This is a genomic window from Deltaproteobacteria bacterium, assembly GCA_016709225.1.
GTDB lineage: Bacteria > Myxococcota_A > Polyangia > Nannocystales > Nannocystaceae > Xiheibacterium > Xiheibacterium phototrophicum.
This window is the reverse complement of record JADJEE010000001.1, coordinates 661,670-677,138: the sequence shown is the minus strand read 5'-3', so window position 1 is coordinate 677,138 and position 15,469 is coordinate 661,670. Positions and strand designations below refer to the sequence as shown.

The 15,469-nt window shown below is 72.0% G+C and carries 13 protein-coding genes; 4 read left to right on the top strand and 9 right to left on the bottom strand.

Annotated elements, in window-relative coordinates; all coding sequences use genetic code 11:
- Positions 1-4 precede the first annotated feature (4 nt).
- From IPH07_02835 to IPH07_02820, 4 genes are all read right to left on the bottom strand, one after another.
- On the bottom strand, positions 5-2,065 hold the full coding sequence (locus tag IPH07_02835; protein MBK6916315.1) for a hypothetical protein: 2,061 nt from the start codon (positions 2,063-2,065) through the stop codon (positions 5-7).
- Positions 2,066-2,071: 6 nt separating this feature from the next.
- Entirely contained in the window at positions 2,072-2,257 is a 186-nt protein-coding gene (locus IPH07_02830) for a hypothetical protein (protein MBK6916314.1), read from the bottom strand.
- Positions 2,258-2,355: 98 nt separating this feature from the next.
- Positions 2,356-3,888: a response regulator gene (locus IPH07_02825; GenBank protein ID MBK6916313.1), complete on the bottom strand. Its 1,533-nt coding sequence runs from the start codon at positions 3,886-3,888 to the stop codon at positions 2,356-2,358.
- Between the two features lie 177 nt (positions 3,889-4,065).
- The gene (locus IPH07_02820) at positions 4,066-4,899 is read right to left on the bottom strand and encodes a L,D-transpeptidase family protein (protein MBK6916312.1); all 834 of its coding nucleotides are present in this window, start codon (positions 4,897-4,899) and stop codon (positions 4,066-4,068) included.
- A 104-nt stretch (positions 4,900-5,003) separates the two neighbouring features.
- Here IPH07_02820 and ppk1 point away from each other — a divergent pair, with 104 nt between their 5' ends.
- Positions 5,004-7,253 (top strand): polyphosphate kinase 1, encoded by a 2,250-nt coding sequence (gene ppk1 / locus IPH07_02815; protein ID MBK6916311.1) that lies wholly within the window; start codon positions 5,004-5,006, stop codon positions 7,251-7,253.
- A gap of 73 nt (positions 7,254-7,326) precedes the next feature.
- Here ppk1 and IPH07_02810 read toward each other — a convergent pair whose 3' ends face one another.
- A complete protein-coding gene (locus tag IPH07_02810) occupies positions 7,327-8,355 on the bottom strand; it encodes a prolipoprotein diacylglyceryl transferase (GenBank protein MBK6916310.1) in 1,029 nt (342 codons plus the stop codon).
- Positions 8,356-8,667: 312 nt separating this feature from the next.
- Between IPH07_02810 and IPH07_02805 the strand changes: the two genes are divergently transcribed.
- Positions 8,668-8,811 carry a hypothetical protein gene (locus IPH07_02805; GenBank protein MBK6916309.1) on the top strand — a complete coding sequence of 48 codons (144 nt, stop codon included), beginning with the start codon at positions 8,668-8,670 and terminating at the stop codon, positions 8,809-8,811.
- A 91-nt stretch (positions 8,812-8,902) separates the two neighbouring features.
- On the opposite strand, the gene IPH07_02800 is transcribed toward IPH07_02805, so the two are convergent.
- Entirely contained in the window at positions 8,903-10,018 is a 1,116-nt protein-coding gene (locus tag IPH07_02800; protein ID MBK6916308.1) for a hypothetical protein, read from the bottom strand.
- Between the two features lie 101 nt (positions 10,019-10,119).
- Between IPH07_02800 and IPH07_02795 the strand changes: the two genes are divergently transcribed.
- Positions 10,120-11,364: a hypothetical protein gene (locus tag IPH07_02795; GenBank protein ID MBK6916307.1), complete on the top strand. Its 1,245-nt coding sequence runs from the start codon at positions 10,120-10,122 to the stop codon at positions 11,362-11,364.
- Between the two features lie 7 nt (positions 11,365-11,371).
- Here the strand turns inward: IPH07_02795 and IPH07_02790 are convergent, their stop codons facing one another.
- Positions 11,372-12,448, bottom strand: a complete 1,077-nt coding sequence (locus IPH07_02790) for a teichoic acid biosynthesis protein (protein MBK6916306.1) — start codon at positions 12,446-12,448, stop codon at positions 11,372-11,374.
- On the opposite strand from IPH07_02790, the gene IPH07_02785 reads away from it, so the two are divergent.
- Positions 12,448-13,479 (top strand): hypothetical protein, encoded by a 1,032-nt coding sequence (locus IPH07_02785; GenBank protein ID MBK6916305.1) that lies wholly within the window; start codon positions 12,448-12,450, stop codon positions 13,477-13,479. The two genes, IPH07_02790 and IPH07_02785, sit on opposite strands and share 1 nt — an antisense overlap.
- On the opposite strand, the gene IPH07_02780 is transcribed toward IPH07_02785, so the two are convergent.
- Positions 13,437-14,654: an endonuclease/exonuclease/phosphatase family protein gene (locus IPH07_02780; protein MBK6916304.1), complete on the bottom strand. Its 1,218-nt coding sequence runs from the start codon at positions 14,652-14,654 to the stop codon at positions 13,437-13,439. The genes IPH07_02785 and IPH07_02780 overlap by 43 nt on opposite strands.
- On the bottom strand, positions 14,651-15,466 hold the full coding sequence (locus IPH07_02775; protein ID MBK6916303.1) for an SDR family oxidoreductase: 816 nt from the start codon (positions 15,464-15,466) through the stop codon (positions 14,651-14,653). Before IPH07_02775 ends, IPH07_02780 begins: the two co-directional genes overlap by 4 nt.
- Positions 15,467-15,469 lie beyond the last annotated feature (3 nt).

Below are 15,469 nucleotides of genomic sequence, written 5' to 3'. Positions count from 1 at the left end.
CGGATCAGAGCAGCGCGAGGAAGGCCGCGAGTGCGGCGCGCTCGTCCGCGGTCAGCGACGCGCGGGGATCGTCGCGATCCCCCGGCGCGGTGCCGCCGGCGTGGCTGAAGCTCGGGCGCAATCGCACGCGCGCGAGCACGTCGGCCAGCGTGGCCGCGCTGCCGTTGGTGAAGTACGGCCGCTTGATCCAGAGCCGTCGCAGCGAGGTCACGCGGGCGCCCTCGGGGTGCACGTAGGGCTCGATGCCGGTCCGCAGACGCGCGTCGCTGGCCCACACCAGTGGGCCTCGCGTCGACAGCACCTGCGCCTCCCACTGCGCCGGCGCCACGCGAGTCGTGGCATCGTCGGCGACCGTGCGCGCCTGGTGGCAGCCCTCGCAGTGCTGCTCGAACACCGCGGCACCAGCCCGCTCCTGCGCGGTGAAGCGCGGCGCGTCGCCGCTGCGCCGGGCCTCGCGCAGCCGTGCGACGACCTCGGGTGCGGTCTCGTGATCGAAGGCGACGAGGAAGTCGACCAGCGCGCGTCGCAACGCTTCGGCGTCGAGGACCTCGGTCGCGCCGAGCGTGCGCAGCCACGGGTGGTCGTCGGGCGAGAGCGCGAACGAGGGCCCCTGCGCGCTGCCGCGGTTGGCGACCGCGAACTCGTTGTCGACCATGGTCGCGAGCGTGCGGTCGAGCGCGCGCGAGAAGTGCGGACGATTGACGAACAAGCCCAGCAACGACTTGGTCGAGGCGTGCACGTCGGCGCGCCCGGTGTAGTGCACGCGCCCGTCGACGCCGCCCTCGAAGTGGCAGGTCTCGCAGGTGAAGCGGCTGCGGTGGCCGTCGCTGCTGGCGTGCGGCGCCATGATGTGGCTGAAGAACAACGCCTCGCCGACCCGCACGGAGGTCTCGGCGCCCGGGCGTGGATCGGCCGAAGCGACGGTGTCGACGTGGCCGTCGTCGCCGACGACGACCCAGCGATCGAGCAGCGGATCGGCGGCGAGCCAACCCTCGGCCATGCGCGCGACGTCGCGGATCCCCGGCGGCACGCGCGTGACCACGGGCGACGCCGAAACCCCGCCGTCGAGCCCGATGCGCACGCGCGCGAAGGCATCGCCACCGTAGCCGGTCACCGTGACCTCGACGTCGTCACCGACGCGCTCGAGCCCGACCCACTTGGGCAGCACCACGCCCCAGGGCCCGACGTCGATCGCCGCGACCCTGCGCGTGCACAGGCCGCCGGGCCCGGCGCAGCGCGTCGCGTGCAGCAGGTAGAGGAAGGAGTCGACGTAGCCGAACGAGCCGTCGCTGCGGTCGAGGGCGTGGTCCTCGACGCCACCGGCGGCGATCCACCAGCCGTCGTCGCCTGCGATCGCGGCCAGCGACCACAGCGGTCCGTCGTGCTGCACCTGGGCCTGCGCGCCGTCGTCGGTGCGCAGCCGCAGGCCGCGATCGAACAGACACGCTGCGCCGAGCAGCGATGGCGCGGCCGCCACCGCGATCGCGCCTGGACACCCGCCGACCGTCGTCGCGCCGCCGGTCGCGGCGTCGAAGCGACGCAGCTCGCCGCGGTAGCCGTCGGCCAGCACCGGCCCGCCGGGGCCCGCGACCGCATCGCGGATCACCGCAGCGCCCACCGCCTCCACGACCGCGACGGCACCGAAGCCCTCGGGCGTCACGGGCACGCGGGCGAGCTCGCCAGCGAGCCCGGCAATCCACAGCGCGTCGCCGTCGCGGACCACCGCGGTCGGTCGCGGCGGCGTCGAGGCCCGCGCCAGCTCGTGGCCCCCGGCGTCGAGCAACACCACCGCGTCGGCGCCCTGCAGCACGCCCGCGGCGCGCTCGCCCGTCAACGCGACGATCGCCCACGGATCGTCGCCGGCGCGCTGCGACCACGGCTGCAGCGTATCCGGCCCGAGCTTGGCGCGGCGTTCGTCTTCGTACGCCTGCAGCCGCGCGAACGCCTCGTCGGAGCCCGACGCGCGACCCGGCGTCACCGGCCCGCCCGCGCTGCGATCGACCGACGCCGACTCACACGCGAGTGCGAGCACGAGCGACGCCGTGGCGATGGCCACAGCGCGCATCGCAGCTCACCAGCCGCCTTCCTTCTTCTCTTCGGCCTTCTTCTCCTCGGCCTTCTCCTCGGCCTTCTTGGCGTCCTTGCCGTCCGTCTTCTTCTCTTCGGTCTTGGCGTCGCCGGACTTGTCGCAGGCGAGCGGGGCGGCGGCGAAGCCGAGGGCGACGAGCGTGCGGAGGATGAGAATGGACTTCGTCATGGGGTGTGGATCCTGGGTAGAGCGCAGACGCGAGGACTTGGCTTCGCACGAGACGCTCGAGCGTGCGGTCCGATCTGAAATCGATCGCGTCGGATCGACTACTGGCGACGTCGGCCGTCGTCGCGCAGCAACGCGGCCACGGTGCGCAGCAGCGTGAGCGAATCATAGGGCTTGTCCAACACGCCGTCGACGCCCGCCTCGCGCAGCTTGCGTTCGCGGGCGGGCTCGACGTAGCCGGTCGAGATCAACACCCGCGCGCCCGCATGGATGGCCCGGATCCGCATCAGCGCCGCCTCACCGTCCATGATCGGCATGTCGAGGTCGAGCAGCACGAGATCGATGCCACCGGCGGCGGCCGTGAAGGCATCCACCGCCTGCTGGCCATCGGCCGCCTCGATCACCTCCAGGCCCGCCTGGGTCAGCACCCGCGAGGCCGCCAGGCGCACCAGCGCCTCGTCGTCGGCGACCAGCACGCGGCCCCGCAGCGGGCTCGACTCGTCGAGGGTGTGCCGCTCGAGCTTCGGCGCGCCCGCGCGTAGCGGCAAGAACACGAACACCGTGGTGCCGATCCCCGGCTCGCTGTTCACCGCGATGTGGCCACCATGGTCCCGCGCAATCGCCAACGCGGTGGCGAGCCCGAGCCCGGTGCCGGCCCCCCGCGGCTTGGTCGTGAAGAACGGGTCGAACGCGCGGCGGCGGATCTCGGCGTCCATGCCCACGCCGGTGTCCGAGACCGTCACCATCGCGAGCTCACCGGCCGGCAGCATCAGCTGCTGGTCCGCGACCTCCTCGGGCAGGTCACGGCACTGCACCGCAGCGATGCGCAGCAACCCACCGTCGGGCATCGCCGCGATCGCGTTGAGGCCGATGTTCGTGAACACCTGTGCGAGCCGGCTGGCCTCGCCGCGCACCGCCATGTCCGGCGCGCACTGGACCTCGAGCGTGATGTTCCGGGGCAGGCCCGAGGTCAGCAGGCGCGCAGCGTTCTCCACCACCGCGCCCAGCGACAACACCTCGTGCACGCGCGGGCCAGTGCGCGCAAACATCATGAGGTCGCGGGTCAGCTCGCCGGCACGGCGGGCTGCGATCTCGACGTCGCGCAGCACCCGGCGGACCTCCTGCTCGTCCCAGTCGTCGAGCCCCTGCACGTGCGACACGTTGGCGAGCACGACCCCCAGCAGGTTGTTGAAGTCGTGGGCGATGCCGCCGGCGAGCTCCCCCAGCGCCTGCAGCTTCTGTGCGCGCAGCCGCTGTTCCTCGAAGCGATCGCGGGTCAGGAACTGCAGCACCGTCGCGCCGCCCATCGCGATGCGATCGCCGATCGTGAGCACTGCCTCGCTCACGCGTACGCCGTTCACGAAGGTGCCGTTGCGGCTGCCGAGGTCACGAATGACGTAGGTGCCGTCGCCGCAGTGGTTGATCGCCGCGTGGCGACGCGAGACGCCGTCGTCGTGGATCGTCAGCTCGACCATGCCGCGGCCGAGCACCAGCTCCTCGTGGATCGGCACCGACTGCCCGACGGTCTGGCCGAGCAACACCACCAGCTGCACCTCGGTCGACGCCGACACGCCGTCCACGAGCGGCGTGCGACGTAGTGACAGGGTCGAGAGTTCCAGCTCGGGCTGGGCCACGGCGCGTGCAGTATAGCGGGGTCGATGCCCGTCGGTCGTCCGGGGCAGCGCTGCGACCGCTGTCCCGTTTTGCATCCGCGCCGGCGGGGTGAGACGAAGAAGATGTGGGCAGGCCCCCCACGACGGCCGCGGTCGCTCGACGCGGGGTGGCGCGCTCACCAGGGCGATGACGTCACGTCATCGCACGACCAGGAGGTTCGTTCGCATGCGCTTGGGCAGGGCCTCGCGCAGCGCGAGGAGATCCACGTCGTCGAGCGCGACGCATCCGAGGGTCCAGTCGACCGAGGAACCACCGCCGTGGATGAGCACGGCGCCGCCGAGCCTGGTGTTCTGCGGCGGCACGCGACCGGCCCGCACATCGGCGACGATGCGATCCCGCGTGGCGCCGCCGATCCGACCGTCCCGCGCGGCCGCGACGGCGTCGGCCTCGTTCGGATAGTGGATCGCGATCGCGTGCTCGAAGCTCGACCATGGCTTGTCGGAGGTGCGGTACCAGCCCTCGGGGGTGCGGCCATCGCCCTGCACCTGCTTGTGTCCGGTCGGCGAGAAACCGAGGCCCACGCGATAGCAGGCGACGCGGGTGCCGGCGGCATACAAGCCCAGCCGCCTTGCACCCTTGAACACCACCAGCGTGGTGCTCGCGTCCAGGCGCGGATCGTCGGGATCGACCCCGTCGACGCTGGGCAGATGCGCAGTATCGAGTGGACAGCCGGGGTCGTCGGCTGCGCCAGCGTCGCCCGCGGGCGCCTCGAGCTCGCGCGCGTCGGCCTCGGCGACCGTCGTCGTGGGGGCGATGGTCGGGGCCGGCGCGGCGGCATCCGACGTCGCGGCGGCGACCGGGATCGCGGCGGCGACCGGGATCGCGGCGGCGGCCGGCGGCGCCAACGATGGCGGCGTCGGCGTGGACTCCGGTGGCGACGCGGCTCCGCAAGCGCACGCGGGCAGCGTCGCCAGCGTTGCACCGACGAGACCGACGCGTGACCACGCAGTGGCGCGACGCAGAGCTTCCACGACCGCCTCCAACGTACCAGCACGGCCATCGGTTCTGGTGTCGGCGAGCACGTTCGTGCGCGTGCCCGCCAAAAGTCTGCGACACTGCTCGGGTCCGAAGCCCCATGAGCGAAGACAGCACCGGCGCCACGCCCTCGGCCGAGTCCGAGCCGCCCGCGGCCAACTCCGGTGCCACCGTCACGGTCACGCTTCCGTCGGTGCGCACCCCCGAACACCCGAGATCGCCGCGGATCCGCGACACGTGGGAGCGACCGCTCGACCCCAGCGCGCCCGAGGCCTACCTGACGCGCGAGCTGACGTGGCTGAACTTCGCCTTCCGCGTGGTGCAGGAGGCCGCCGATCCCCGCACGCCACTGCTCGAGCGGGTGAAGTTCCTGGCCATCGTCGGCGGCACGATCGACGAGTTCTTCATGAAGCGGATCGGCGGGCTCGAGCAGAGCATCGCCGCCGGCATCAGCGAGCCTGGCGTCGACGGCCGCACGCCCGCGGAGCTGATCACCGCCTGCCTCGACGCGATCCGGGCGCTCGACGCCCGCATGCGCCTGTTGTGGCGAGGGCTCGAGCCGGAGCTCGCCGCCGAGGGCATCGCGGTGGTGCCGTTCGGCGCGCTCGAGCCCGAGCAACGCCAGCAGCTGCGCGACGCCTACTTCGAGAACGTGTTCCCGCTGATGACGCCGCAGGCGATGGACCCGGCGCACCCATTCCCGTTCATCTCGAACCTCTCGCTCAACCTGCTCGTCACGCTGCACTACCCCAACGACGCGATGCCGCTGTTGGCCCGCGTGAAGGTGCCGGTCGGCGCCGGCATCCCTCGGCTCATGCGCGTCGGCGACAGCCTGCGCTTCGTGCTGCTCGAGGACGTGGTCGCGCACAACCTCGACCTGCTGTTCCCCGGCATGGTCATCGAGAGCTGCACCGCGTTCCGTGTCACCCGCAACGCCGTCACCGAGGGCGACGAGGACCTCGCCGACGACCTCCTGGCGATGATCGAGTCGGAGCTGCGCGAGCGGAAGTTCGCCCAGCTGGTGCGCATGCAGGTCGCGCCCGGCATGCCGGCGCTGCACCGCAACCTGCTGGCGTCGAAGTTTGGTCTCACCGAGGGCGAGGTCTTCGAGGTCGACGGCATCATCGGCATCCGAGACCTCGCCGAGATCGCCGCGCTGCCGCTACCGCACCTGCACGACGTGCCACACCGGCCCGTCGACCACCCCGAGTTCGCCGACAGCCGCAACGTCTTTCACCAGATCCGCGACGCCAAGTCGATCCTCGTGCACCACCCCTACGAGTCGTTCTCGAGCTCGGTCGAGCGACTGCTGCGCGAGGCCGCCGAGGACCCCAAGGTGCGGGCGATCAAGATGACGCTGTACCGCACGTCGGCCGACACCCAGGTCGTGCGTCACCTGGTCAACGCGGCGCGCAACGGCAAGCAGGTCGCCGCGGTCGTGGAGCTCAAGGCCCGCTTCGACGAAGAAGCAAACATCCGCTGGGCCGCTCGCCTGGAGGAGGCCGGCATCCACGTCAGCTACGGCGTGGTCGGGCTCAAGACCCACTGCAAGGTGGTGCTGGTGGTGCGGCAGGACTCCGATCGCCTGCGACGCTACACCCACGTCGGCACCGGCAACTATCACGCCGGCAACGCCCGCAGCTACACCGACTTCTCGCTCTTCACCTGCGACGACACCATCGGTCAGGACATGACCGAGCTGTTCAACTACCTCACCACCGGCTATCGGCCCAAGCGGCGCTACGGCAAGATCCTCATCTCGCCGAAGCTGCTCAAGCAGGGCCTGCTCGAGAAGATCGAGCGCGAGATCGCGGTGCACGAGCGCGAGGGTGGCGGGCTCATCCAGATGAAGATGAACGCGCTCGAGGACGCCGACGTGATCGCGGCGCTCTACCATGCCGCGCGTGCCGGCGTGCGCATCGACCTCATCGTGCGCGACACCTGCCGCCTGCGTCCGGGCATCCCAGGCCTCTCGGAGACCATCCGCGTGGTCAGCGTGGTCGGCCGCTTCCTCGAGCACGCGCGGGTCTACTACTTCCGCAACGGTGGCGACGAGGAGTACTACATCGGCTCGGCCGACTGCATGACCCGCAACCTCGAGAGCCGGGTCGAAACCGTGGTGCCGATCGAAGCACCACATCTGCGCCGCGAGCTGCGGGCGGTGCTCAAGCTCCAGCTCGCCGACAACCGCAGCGCCTGGGACATGCAATCCGACGGCAGCTACGTGCAGCGCCAGGGCACCGAGCAGGGCACGCAGCAGCTGCTCATCGACCGCGCCGAGCGACGCCATCGCGAGGCCCATCGCCTCAAGCGCCGTCGGCCGCGGCCGATCGCGACGCGCCGGGTGTAGTTCGAACCCCGGAACGACGAAGGGCGCCGACGGTCGAGACCGCGGCGCCCTTGGTACGGCGAGCGGCTCGCGCCTACTTCTTGTCGAGGTTTTCCATGCGCTGCACGGCGCCCATGCTGAGCTCGTCGACGTTGGGCTTCATGCCGCCCGAGGGCGACTGGATCCAGCTGCCGACCTTCTTGTAGGCCACGCCGTAGGCGAAGCCGAAGACCAGACCGTACATCGCGATCCACGGCATGATCGACGCGTTGGACACGATGTGGACCAGCCGGATGCTCATGTCGAGGTCGACGTGGGTGGCGTTCTGGCTGCCCCACACGAGGATCGCGATGCCGGCGAACACCATCGCCAGCGAGTACAGGTTGGTGTGCGTGAGCTTGCCCCACAGCTTGCCGCGGTCGTCCTGGCGGAAGAACTCGAGGCTGTAGCGGATCGCCGAGTGACCGATGAAGTAGATCGCCGTGAGCGCGCCGTCGAACGGCATCAGCGGCAGGATCGCGTACATCACGGCGAACATCGCCAGGTAGATGCACAGCGCGTAGAGCTGCGCGGGGTGGATCTTCACGTTGTGCAGGTGGGGCGCGCAGCGGACCACCTTGGAGTCGAGGCTGGTGTAGCGGACGCCGAAGCGGCTGTCGGTCGGGCGCCCCCAGCAGCAGCCGTAGACGTAGCAGCCCAGGCGCGCGATGGCCTCGCCGAGCGGCAGCGCCAGCGCGGGCGCGTCGAGCAGACGCAGCACCGGCACGTCGGCGATCACCGCCACGGCCCACAGGCCGATGACGCCGCCGAAGATGCCGCCGTGCAGCATGTAGCCGGGCTTGACGATGGTCTGCAGCGGGCGACGGAACAGCTCGCGCCACTCGAGCATGATGCTGAACAGGCGCAGGCCCACCAGCACCGCGGGCACCACCACGAACAGGTAGAGCTTCGCGATCAGCAGCACGTCGAGGCCGGCCATCGCGTCGTACCAGAGCGACCCGGCGAAGCCGGTCGCGAACGCGGCCGCGGCCAGGAACGCGTAGGTGGTGAAGATCCAGTTGCCGGCGCGGAACAGCACCGTGCGGTTGTGGAAGTCGAGCGTCCAACGCCGCAGTAGCGACATCGGGCGCGCCGTGGCGGCAACGCCGTGGTGGGGAGCGGTCGGTGAACCGTGCGACATGGCGGAAGGGTTCTCGCCCGAGCACGCCCTGGGAGTCAAATCCAATGGGCCATTGGGGCGTCACGAACTGGAATCGAGGCGGCGCGCGTCGCGAGAACGCGCGCAAGCGCCCGAGATCTCCTGCGATCGCCCGTTCGCGCCCGCCCCTGCCACACGGCCGAAACGCGCATCCATGGGCCCGCGTGAGTCGCCCCTTGGGCGCCGATTTGCCCGCCACGTGACGCTGTCGTAGCGTGGCGAACGGCCTCGCCGAACATGCACCATCACTGCGACCACGACCACGGCCACGCCGATGACGACGGCGAGCCCAGCTCGACCGGCTTCCTGCCGATCTCGCTGGCGCTCGCGCTCTTCATCACCGGCCTCTTCGTGCTCGACGTGATCCCCTGGCACTGCTGAGCGTCGCGGCGCCGAGACGGCGCGCGCCCGAGGCACTGCGGCAGGGAGCTTGAATCGCGGACTGCGTCGCCGACCCGGGCCCGAGCGACCGTCAGCGACTGCGCTCGGCGTCGACCCACGCGTCGATCCCCGGATCGTCCTTGCGCGCCTGCGACAGCAGCTCGGCGGCGGTCTTCTCCGACCCGCTGCGCTCAGCACACAGCGCCAGGCCGGCCCGCGCCCGCGCGCGCTGCTTCGCGTTGCCGCGCTCGACCACCGCGAGGTAGTCGCTGCGCGCAGCCCCGCAGTCGCGGCGTCGACGGGCTTCGTCGCCGCGGGCGAGCTGCTCGGCGGGCGCGATCGCATCGACGCCACCGCCTCCGGCGGCGCCGGGCAGCTCGCGCGGCGGCGTGACCGGGCTCGCCGGTGGCGCAGCGCCGCTCGAGGGCTTGGGCGCCGACTTCGGCGCGCTGGGCTGCTTCACGTCGCGCTTCGCCTTGCGCTCCTGCTCGCCGCCGAGCGGGACGTCCGCTTCGGCCGCGCTCGCGTCGTCGACCGGGGTCGCACTGGCGCCGCGGGGTGCCGGCGTGGGCTCGGGTGCCTCGCCCTTGGTGCGCACGTCGGTGGCGGTTCGCCGCGCACCGCCCTCGTCGAAGGCGTCCTTCTCGGTGGCGACCAGCCCATCGCCGCGGGCGGCCGCCTCGGGCGCGGGCTCGGCCTGCGGCGCGGCCTGTGCGATGGCCGGATCGCGCCGCAGCTCGAAGGCCGACTCGCGCGGCGCCTCGGCCTTCGACGCGCCCTGTGCCACCGGTGCCTGCGCGACGGCAACCGGCTCACGATCGCCCTGCCGGATCACCAGCGTGGCCGCGAGCGCACCGGCGCCGGCGGTCGCGAGGCTCGGGATCCACCACACGCGCCGCAGCCGTGCCCACAGCCCCGGCCGCGGCGGCTCCACGACCGCCACCGCGGGCGCGAGCTCGCACGACGCACGGGCCTGCGCGAGCACGGACGCCAGCACGGACGCCGGCGGCGCGACGTCGAGGGCGATGCGCGTGTACTGCTGCAGCGCGCGGTACTCCTGGGCCCGCGCCCGCACGCGATCGCGGGCCTCGGCCGTCAGCTCGCTCGGCCAAGGCAACGCCTCGTCGTCGTGCTCGAGGCGATCCTCGAGTGCGTCGAGCTCGGCGGGCGCCCACGGGCGCTCGTGCAGTGGACCTTGCGTGGACATCGTGCGCGGATGTTCGTGGCAACGCGTCGCCGGGTGGGTTCGGTCTTTCCGGCGATGGTGAGCTGCCTTCGGCCTAGCAGGTTGTCGGGCCTGAGGGCAAGATGCCCTCCGCGTTGGTGCGCGCGATCACGATCGGACTCGTGCTGAGCGCCGCGAGCTGCGGGCCGCAGGCGGTGCTGCTGCGCGACGACACGCCGATCGTGGTGCACGCGAGCCCGCGCGCGCCCGAGCCCACTGCGCCGCCGGAAACGCCGCGCCTGGCCCCGTTGCATCGCGCCCCGGCGTTCCTGTTCCACCCCGCGGCGGCGCCGCTGTCGGCCCGCGCGGTGACCAAGGCGGTGCGCGTCGCAGCGGTGCGCGCCGATGGCCTGCGCATCGAGGGCGACTGTCGCGGCGCCTCGCAGGTGACCGCCGCCGACGGCACACGTCATCGACTGCCGACCCGCGCCGACGCGTCCGCGATCGCGATCGCACCCGACGGCGCCCACGCTGCGATCTCGACCGACGCGAAGGTCTCCCTGGTCGCGCTCGATCCGGTGCGCACACTCGGCACCTGGGAGGGTCGCGACGCGGTCTGGCTCGACGGCGACACGTTGCTGCTGCGCCAGGGCTGTCGGCTCGAGACCCTGCACGGCCTGCGCGGGACCCCGACGTTGTCGGTGCTGGGCGAGAGCTGCGGGCGCCCGCTGCGGGTCGAGCCTGCGCGCGGCCGGGTATGGCTGGCCGAGTTCGACGACGCAACGCCAGCCGAGGGCTCGCCGCGGCTGCAAGCGCTGGTGGGCATGCAGCGCGGCGCGGCGCCGCAGCGCGTCGAGCTATCGCCCGAGGACGACGCGCTGCACGATCCCCGGCTGTCCCACGACGCGAGCATCCTGTGCGGCACGGCGCGCCGCGAGGATCGCAGCGTGCTGTTGTGTCGTCCCCGCGATGCCGGTCGACTCGAGCCGGTCGCGCAGGACATCGTCGGCGCGCCGGTGTTCGCCCGCGACGCACCGCGGCTACTGGTGACCGTGGGCCCGCGCGCGCAAGGCCCCCGCGATCTCCACGTCGTCGACTTCGAGCTCGCGACCGTGCGGCGCATCGCGCGGGTGCCCCACCGCCGCGTCGAGTTCCTGCCCGGCGCGACGCAGGTGTTCGCGTTCGACGGTGCGCGCGGCGTCGTCTACGACCTCGACACCGGCGTCGAGTCGCGGGTCGGCGGCGAGCAAGACGACTGGGTCGGCGTGCTCCCGAACACACCCGACGCGGGCTCGTTCCTCGCGCTGCGTCTGCGCGGCGGCTGCAACGAGCTGCTGCGGGTCGAGCTGCCGTCGGCGTCGGCGGCCGACGACCCATCGGCCCCCTAGCGCGACGTCAGTCGACACCCGCGGCGGCGCGATCGAGCAGTTCGTCGAGCGCACCGAGCAGGTCGACGTTGCCGTCCTGCTGGTAGCTCGACAGCGCCTCCTCGCAGGCCGGCACCGCGTCGAGGAAGCGTCGCACGGTCGCGGCGTCGTCGATGACCGGCGCAGCCCGACCATAGCCGAGATGCTCGACCCAGCGCGCGTTCAGGGTCTGCTCGAACTGGCCCTGCAGCGGCACCACCAGCATCGGCTTGTGGAAGTAGGCCGACTCGCTGATCACGGTGAAGCCGCCGCCGACCACGACCGCGCGCGCGCTGGCGAGGTCGGCGATGAAGCCGGCCTCGGAGAACGCCCGGTGGCGGAGGTTGCCCTCGACCTTCTCCTCGGTCAGCCCGCGGTGCATGCCGTACACGCGACACTCGATGCCGACGGCGTCGAGCGCCCGCGCCAGCGCATCGTGCCCCTCGGCGGTCTGGTACACCAGCAAGTGATCACCGGCGGTCGCGGTGGTCGCGAGGATCTCGGGCCGCAGAATCGGCGGGTGCAGCGAGGTGTCGGGCTTGCGGATCTCGGGCTTGAAGAAGGTCGTGATGAGGTAGTGATCGCAAAACGGCAGCTTGCCCTTCACGAACGCGCGGGCGATCTCGAAGTTGGCCTGCTCGCCCTCGAGGATCTCGGGCGGGTGCCGACAACGATTGATGATCTGCATGTTGTCGATGCTGTAGACCGGCAGCCGATGGACCTTCGCGTAGAGGTAGGTCCACGACTCGAAATCGCTGATCACCACCTCGGGGCGGAACTCGGCCAACAGCTCGAAGTAGGCCTCGATGTTGCGCGGCAGCCCCATGCTGCCCGACAGCACGTTGGACCACAGCGTCTTGCCCAGCCGCACCCGGTTCTCCTCGGTCACGAAGTGCAGGCCGTGGATGCGGTTGACGCCCTCGAAGCGCTTTGCCAGAAAGTCCTTGGCGCGCCCCGAGGTCATGATCTCGACCTCGTGCCCGGCACCGATGAGGTGCTCGATCACCACGCGCGAGCGCGTGGCGTGTCCCATGCCTTCACCGACGACACCGTACAGGACGCGCATTGCCCGACCAGGATAACGTAAAGCCCGCGGGGCCGCGCGTGCGGGTGTTCGCGGAGCAGGTGCCGGCGGCCCGGCTGCGCAGTCGCGAGGTGATGACCGCGCTCGGAGAACGCGACATGCAGCTGGTGGCGGCGGTGTTCCCCGGCGACGATCCGTTGCCGACCATCGCGGCCGCACGCGAGCACGGCGTCGCGATCGCGCTGTGGCCGATGCTCGACGACCGCCACGGGCGCTGGGCCAACACCACCAACGCGCCGCAGTGGGCGGGCTTCGTCCGCGGGCTGCTGCACCGCTGCGACGCGCATGGACTCCGGCCCGACGAGCTCTGCGTGGATCTCGAGCCGCCGATCGCGAGCATGCGGCGCGCGCTCGACGGTCGCTTTGGCGCCGCCGCGCGCGGCCGCGGCGAAGCGCACCATCGCGGGCTCGCGTCGCTGCGGGACGCGCTCGACGACGCCAACGCGCGCGGCGTCACCAGCTGGGCGGCCGCGGTGCCGCTCGTGCTCGCCGACGGCGTCGACCGCGGCGGCTGGCAGTCCCTGCTGCGCACGCCCATCGACGCACTGCCGCTGGCGCGCGTGAGCGTGATGCTCTACAGCAGCCTGCTGGTGGGCTACGCCCGCGGTGTGCTGCGTCGCGACGACGCCGAGCCGCTGTTGTTCGCGGCGGCCCGGCGCGCGCACCAACGCTTCGGCGCCCGCGCATCGGCGGCACTCGGGGCCGTCGGCCGCGGTGCGCTCGGCGACGAGGCCGTGCTGCGCGACGTCGCCGAGTTGCGTCGCGACGTCGCGCTCGCACGCGCCGCCGGCATCGAGGACCTGGCGCTGTTCGACCTCGGCGGCGCGCTGCAGCGGGGGCCGTTCCAGCACTGGCTCGACGCGATGGGCCAGCCGGCGTGTGCCGACGTGCCGATGCACACCCGGCGCGCGCGGCTGCTGTGGCTGGCGTGCGCGGGCCTCGGGCGCGTGCTGCCGCGCGGGCGCGCGGCTCAGGGTGGATCGAGCTCGAACGACAGCGACAGCGCGGCATGATCCGACACGCGGCCGCTCGGCAGGTCGCGCGGCAGGGTCTTGGCCTCGCACGGCCGCAGCCCACGACCGGCGAAGTGGTCGACGCGCATGGGCACGCAGCCGTCCCACGCCGCCAGACGCTTCTCGAGCCAGCGAAACAGCGGCGGCGGGATGTACTGCAGGCTCTTGTCGCGCAGCTCGGGGTCGTTGAGATCGTAGTGGATGGTGCCGGCGGCCGGATCGGTGAAGCCGGCCCGCTCGAAGCCGGCGCCGTCGAGCACCTCGAAGACCTCGCGCTCGAAGTACTGCTCGGGGGTCATGTACTGGCGCACGGTGCCCGCGAAGCCGAAGCGCATGAGCTTGTGGATCACGTCGATGCCGAGCCCGATGGTGCTGCCGAGGTGATAGGTGTTGGTGTTGAAGTCGCCGCCCACCAGCACGCGGCGGATGCCGGTGGCGGCGACCGCATCCATCACGCCGCGCAGCTGGGCGGCGCGGTGCACCGGTGGCGCGAACGGATCGAGGTGCACGACCACCACCAGCAGCGGGCCGTCGTCGAGCACCAGCTCGCACAGCAGCGCGCGCTTGCTACCGAGCCGCTTCTCGAGCGCGTGGAACTTGTCGGTGAACTCCGGCAGCTCGACCGCCCACGCGCGCCGCACCGGCCAGCGCGTGAAGATCGCTGCGCCGTGCATGCCGAGCTGGTTCTCGAAGTGCGGCTCCTGCTCACCGGCGTCGCCTGGCGCGAGCACGAGATGGAAGTTGACGTAGACGTAGCCGAGCCCGGTCGCGTCGGCGATCGCCTGCGGGATGTCGCGATTGCCCGAGCGGCCCATGCCGAGGTCGACCTCCGTCAGCAACAGCAGGTCCGCCTGGGCCAGCGCGGGCTGGGCGAGCGCGGCCATCAGCGCGTCGAATCGCTTGCCCCGCTCGATGTTCCACGCCACCGCGTGGATCGGTCGTTGGGTGCTCGCGAGCGTGGTCGGACGCAGGTCCCACGCGAAGCCGTCGAGCATGCGGTCGATCTCTGGTCGCGCGCGCCGGTAGATGGGGTCGCGCTCCAGCAGGCGTCGGTGGCTGAGGCCCGCGAGGTGGGCGAAGTGCGGTTGCAGGCCGTGCACCAACGGCGAGCGTGGAGCCTCGGGCACCAGCTCGACCACGCGCGGGTCGCCGTGGACCCGCGGCCGGGGCTTCACGGCCTTGGCAACCGCCTTCTGAGTGATCGCGCGAACACGGCCGTGATGCGTCGCCACAACCAGCGCGGTACCAGACGCGCGCCCCACGAGGCAAGGCCGTAGACGAACCCCGGCACTGCCCACGCCCGACCGGCCTGCAGCGCCGCGATCGCGACCTCGGCACAGTGCGCCGCCGTGACCGTGGCCAGCGCCGGCGGCGTCACAGGCACCGTGCCTTGCGCCTGCTCGTGGAACTCGGTCGCGACCGGACCGGGCAACACCTGAGTCACGACCACGCCGGTGCCGGCCAGCTCGGCGCGCAGCGTGTCGGTGAAGCCGGTGACGTAGTGCTTGGTGCCGACGTACACCGAGAAGCCCGGCAGGTAGGTGATGCCGAAGCCCGAGCTGACGTTGAGCACGCCACCGTGGCCGCGCGCGACCATGCCCGGCACCAGCGCGCGACACAGCAGCGTCGGCGCCGTGATGTTGAGCGCGATCATCCGCTGCAGCCGCGCGGCGTCGGCGTGCTCGAGGAAGTTCTGATCGCCGAAGCCGGCGTTGTTCACCAGCACATCGACACCGCCCAGCTCGGCGAGCGCACGGGCGGCGAGCGCCTCGGTGGCGCGCGGGTCGGCGAGGTCGCAGTCCCACACGTGCACGCGCAGCTCGGGCCGCACGCCACGCAGCTCGTCGGCGAGCGCCTCGAGCCGATCGACGCGCCGCGCGACCAACACCAGCTGCGCCGCCGTGCGCCCGAAGCCCCGCGCGAACGCGGCCCCGATGCCCGACGACGCGCCGGTCACCAGCACGGTGCCGCCGAGCGAGGCCGACATCGC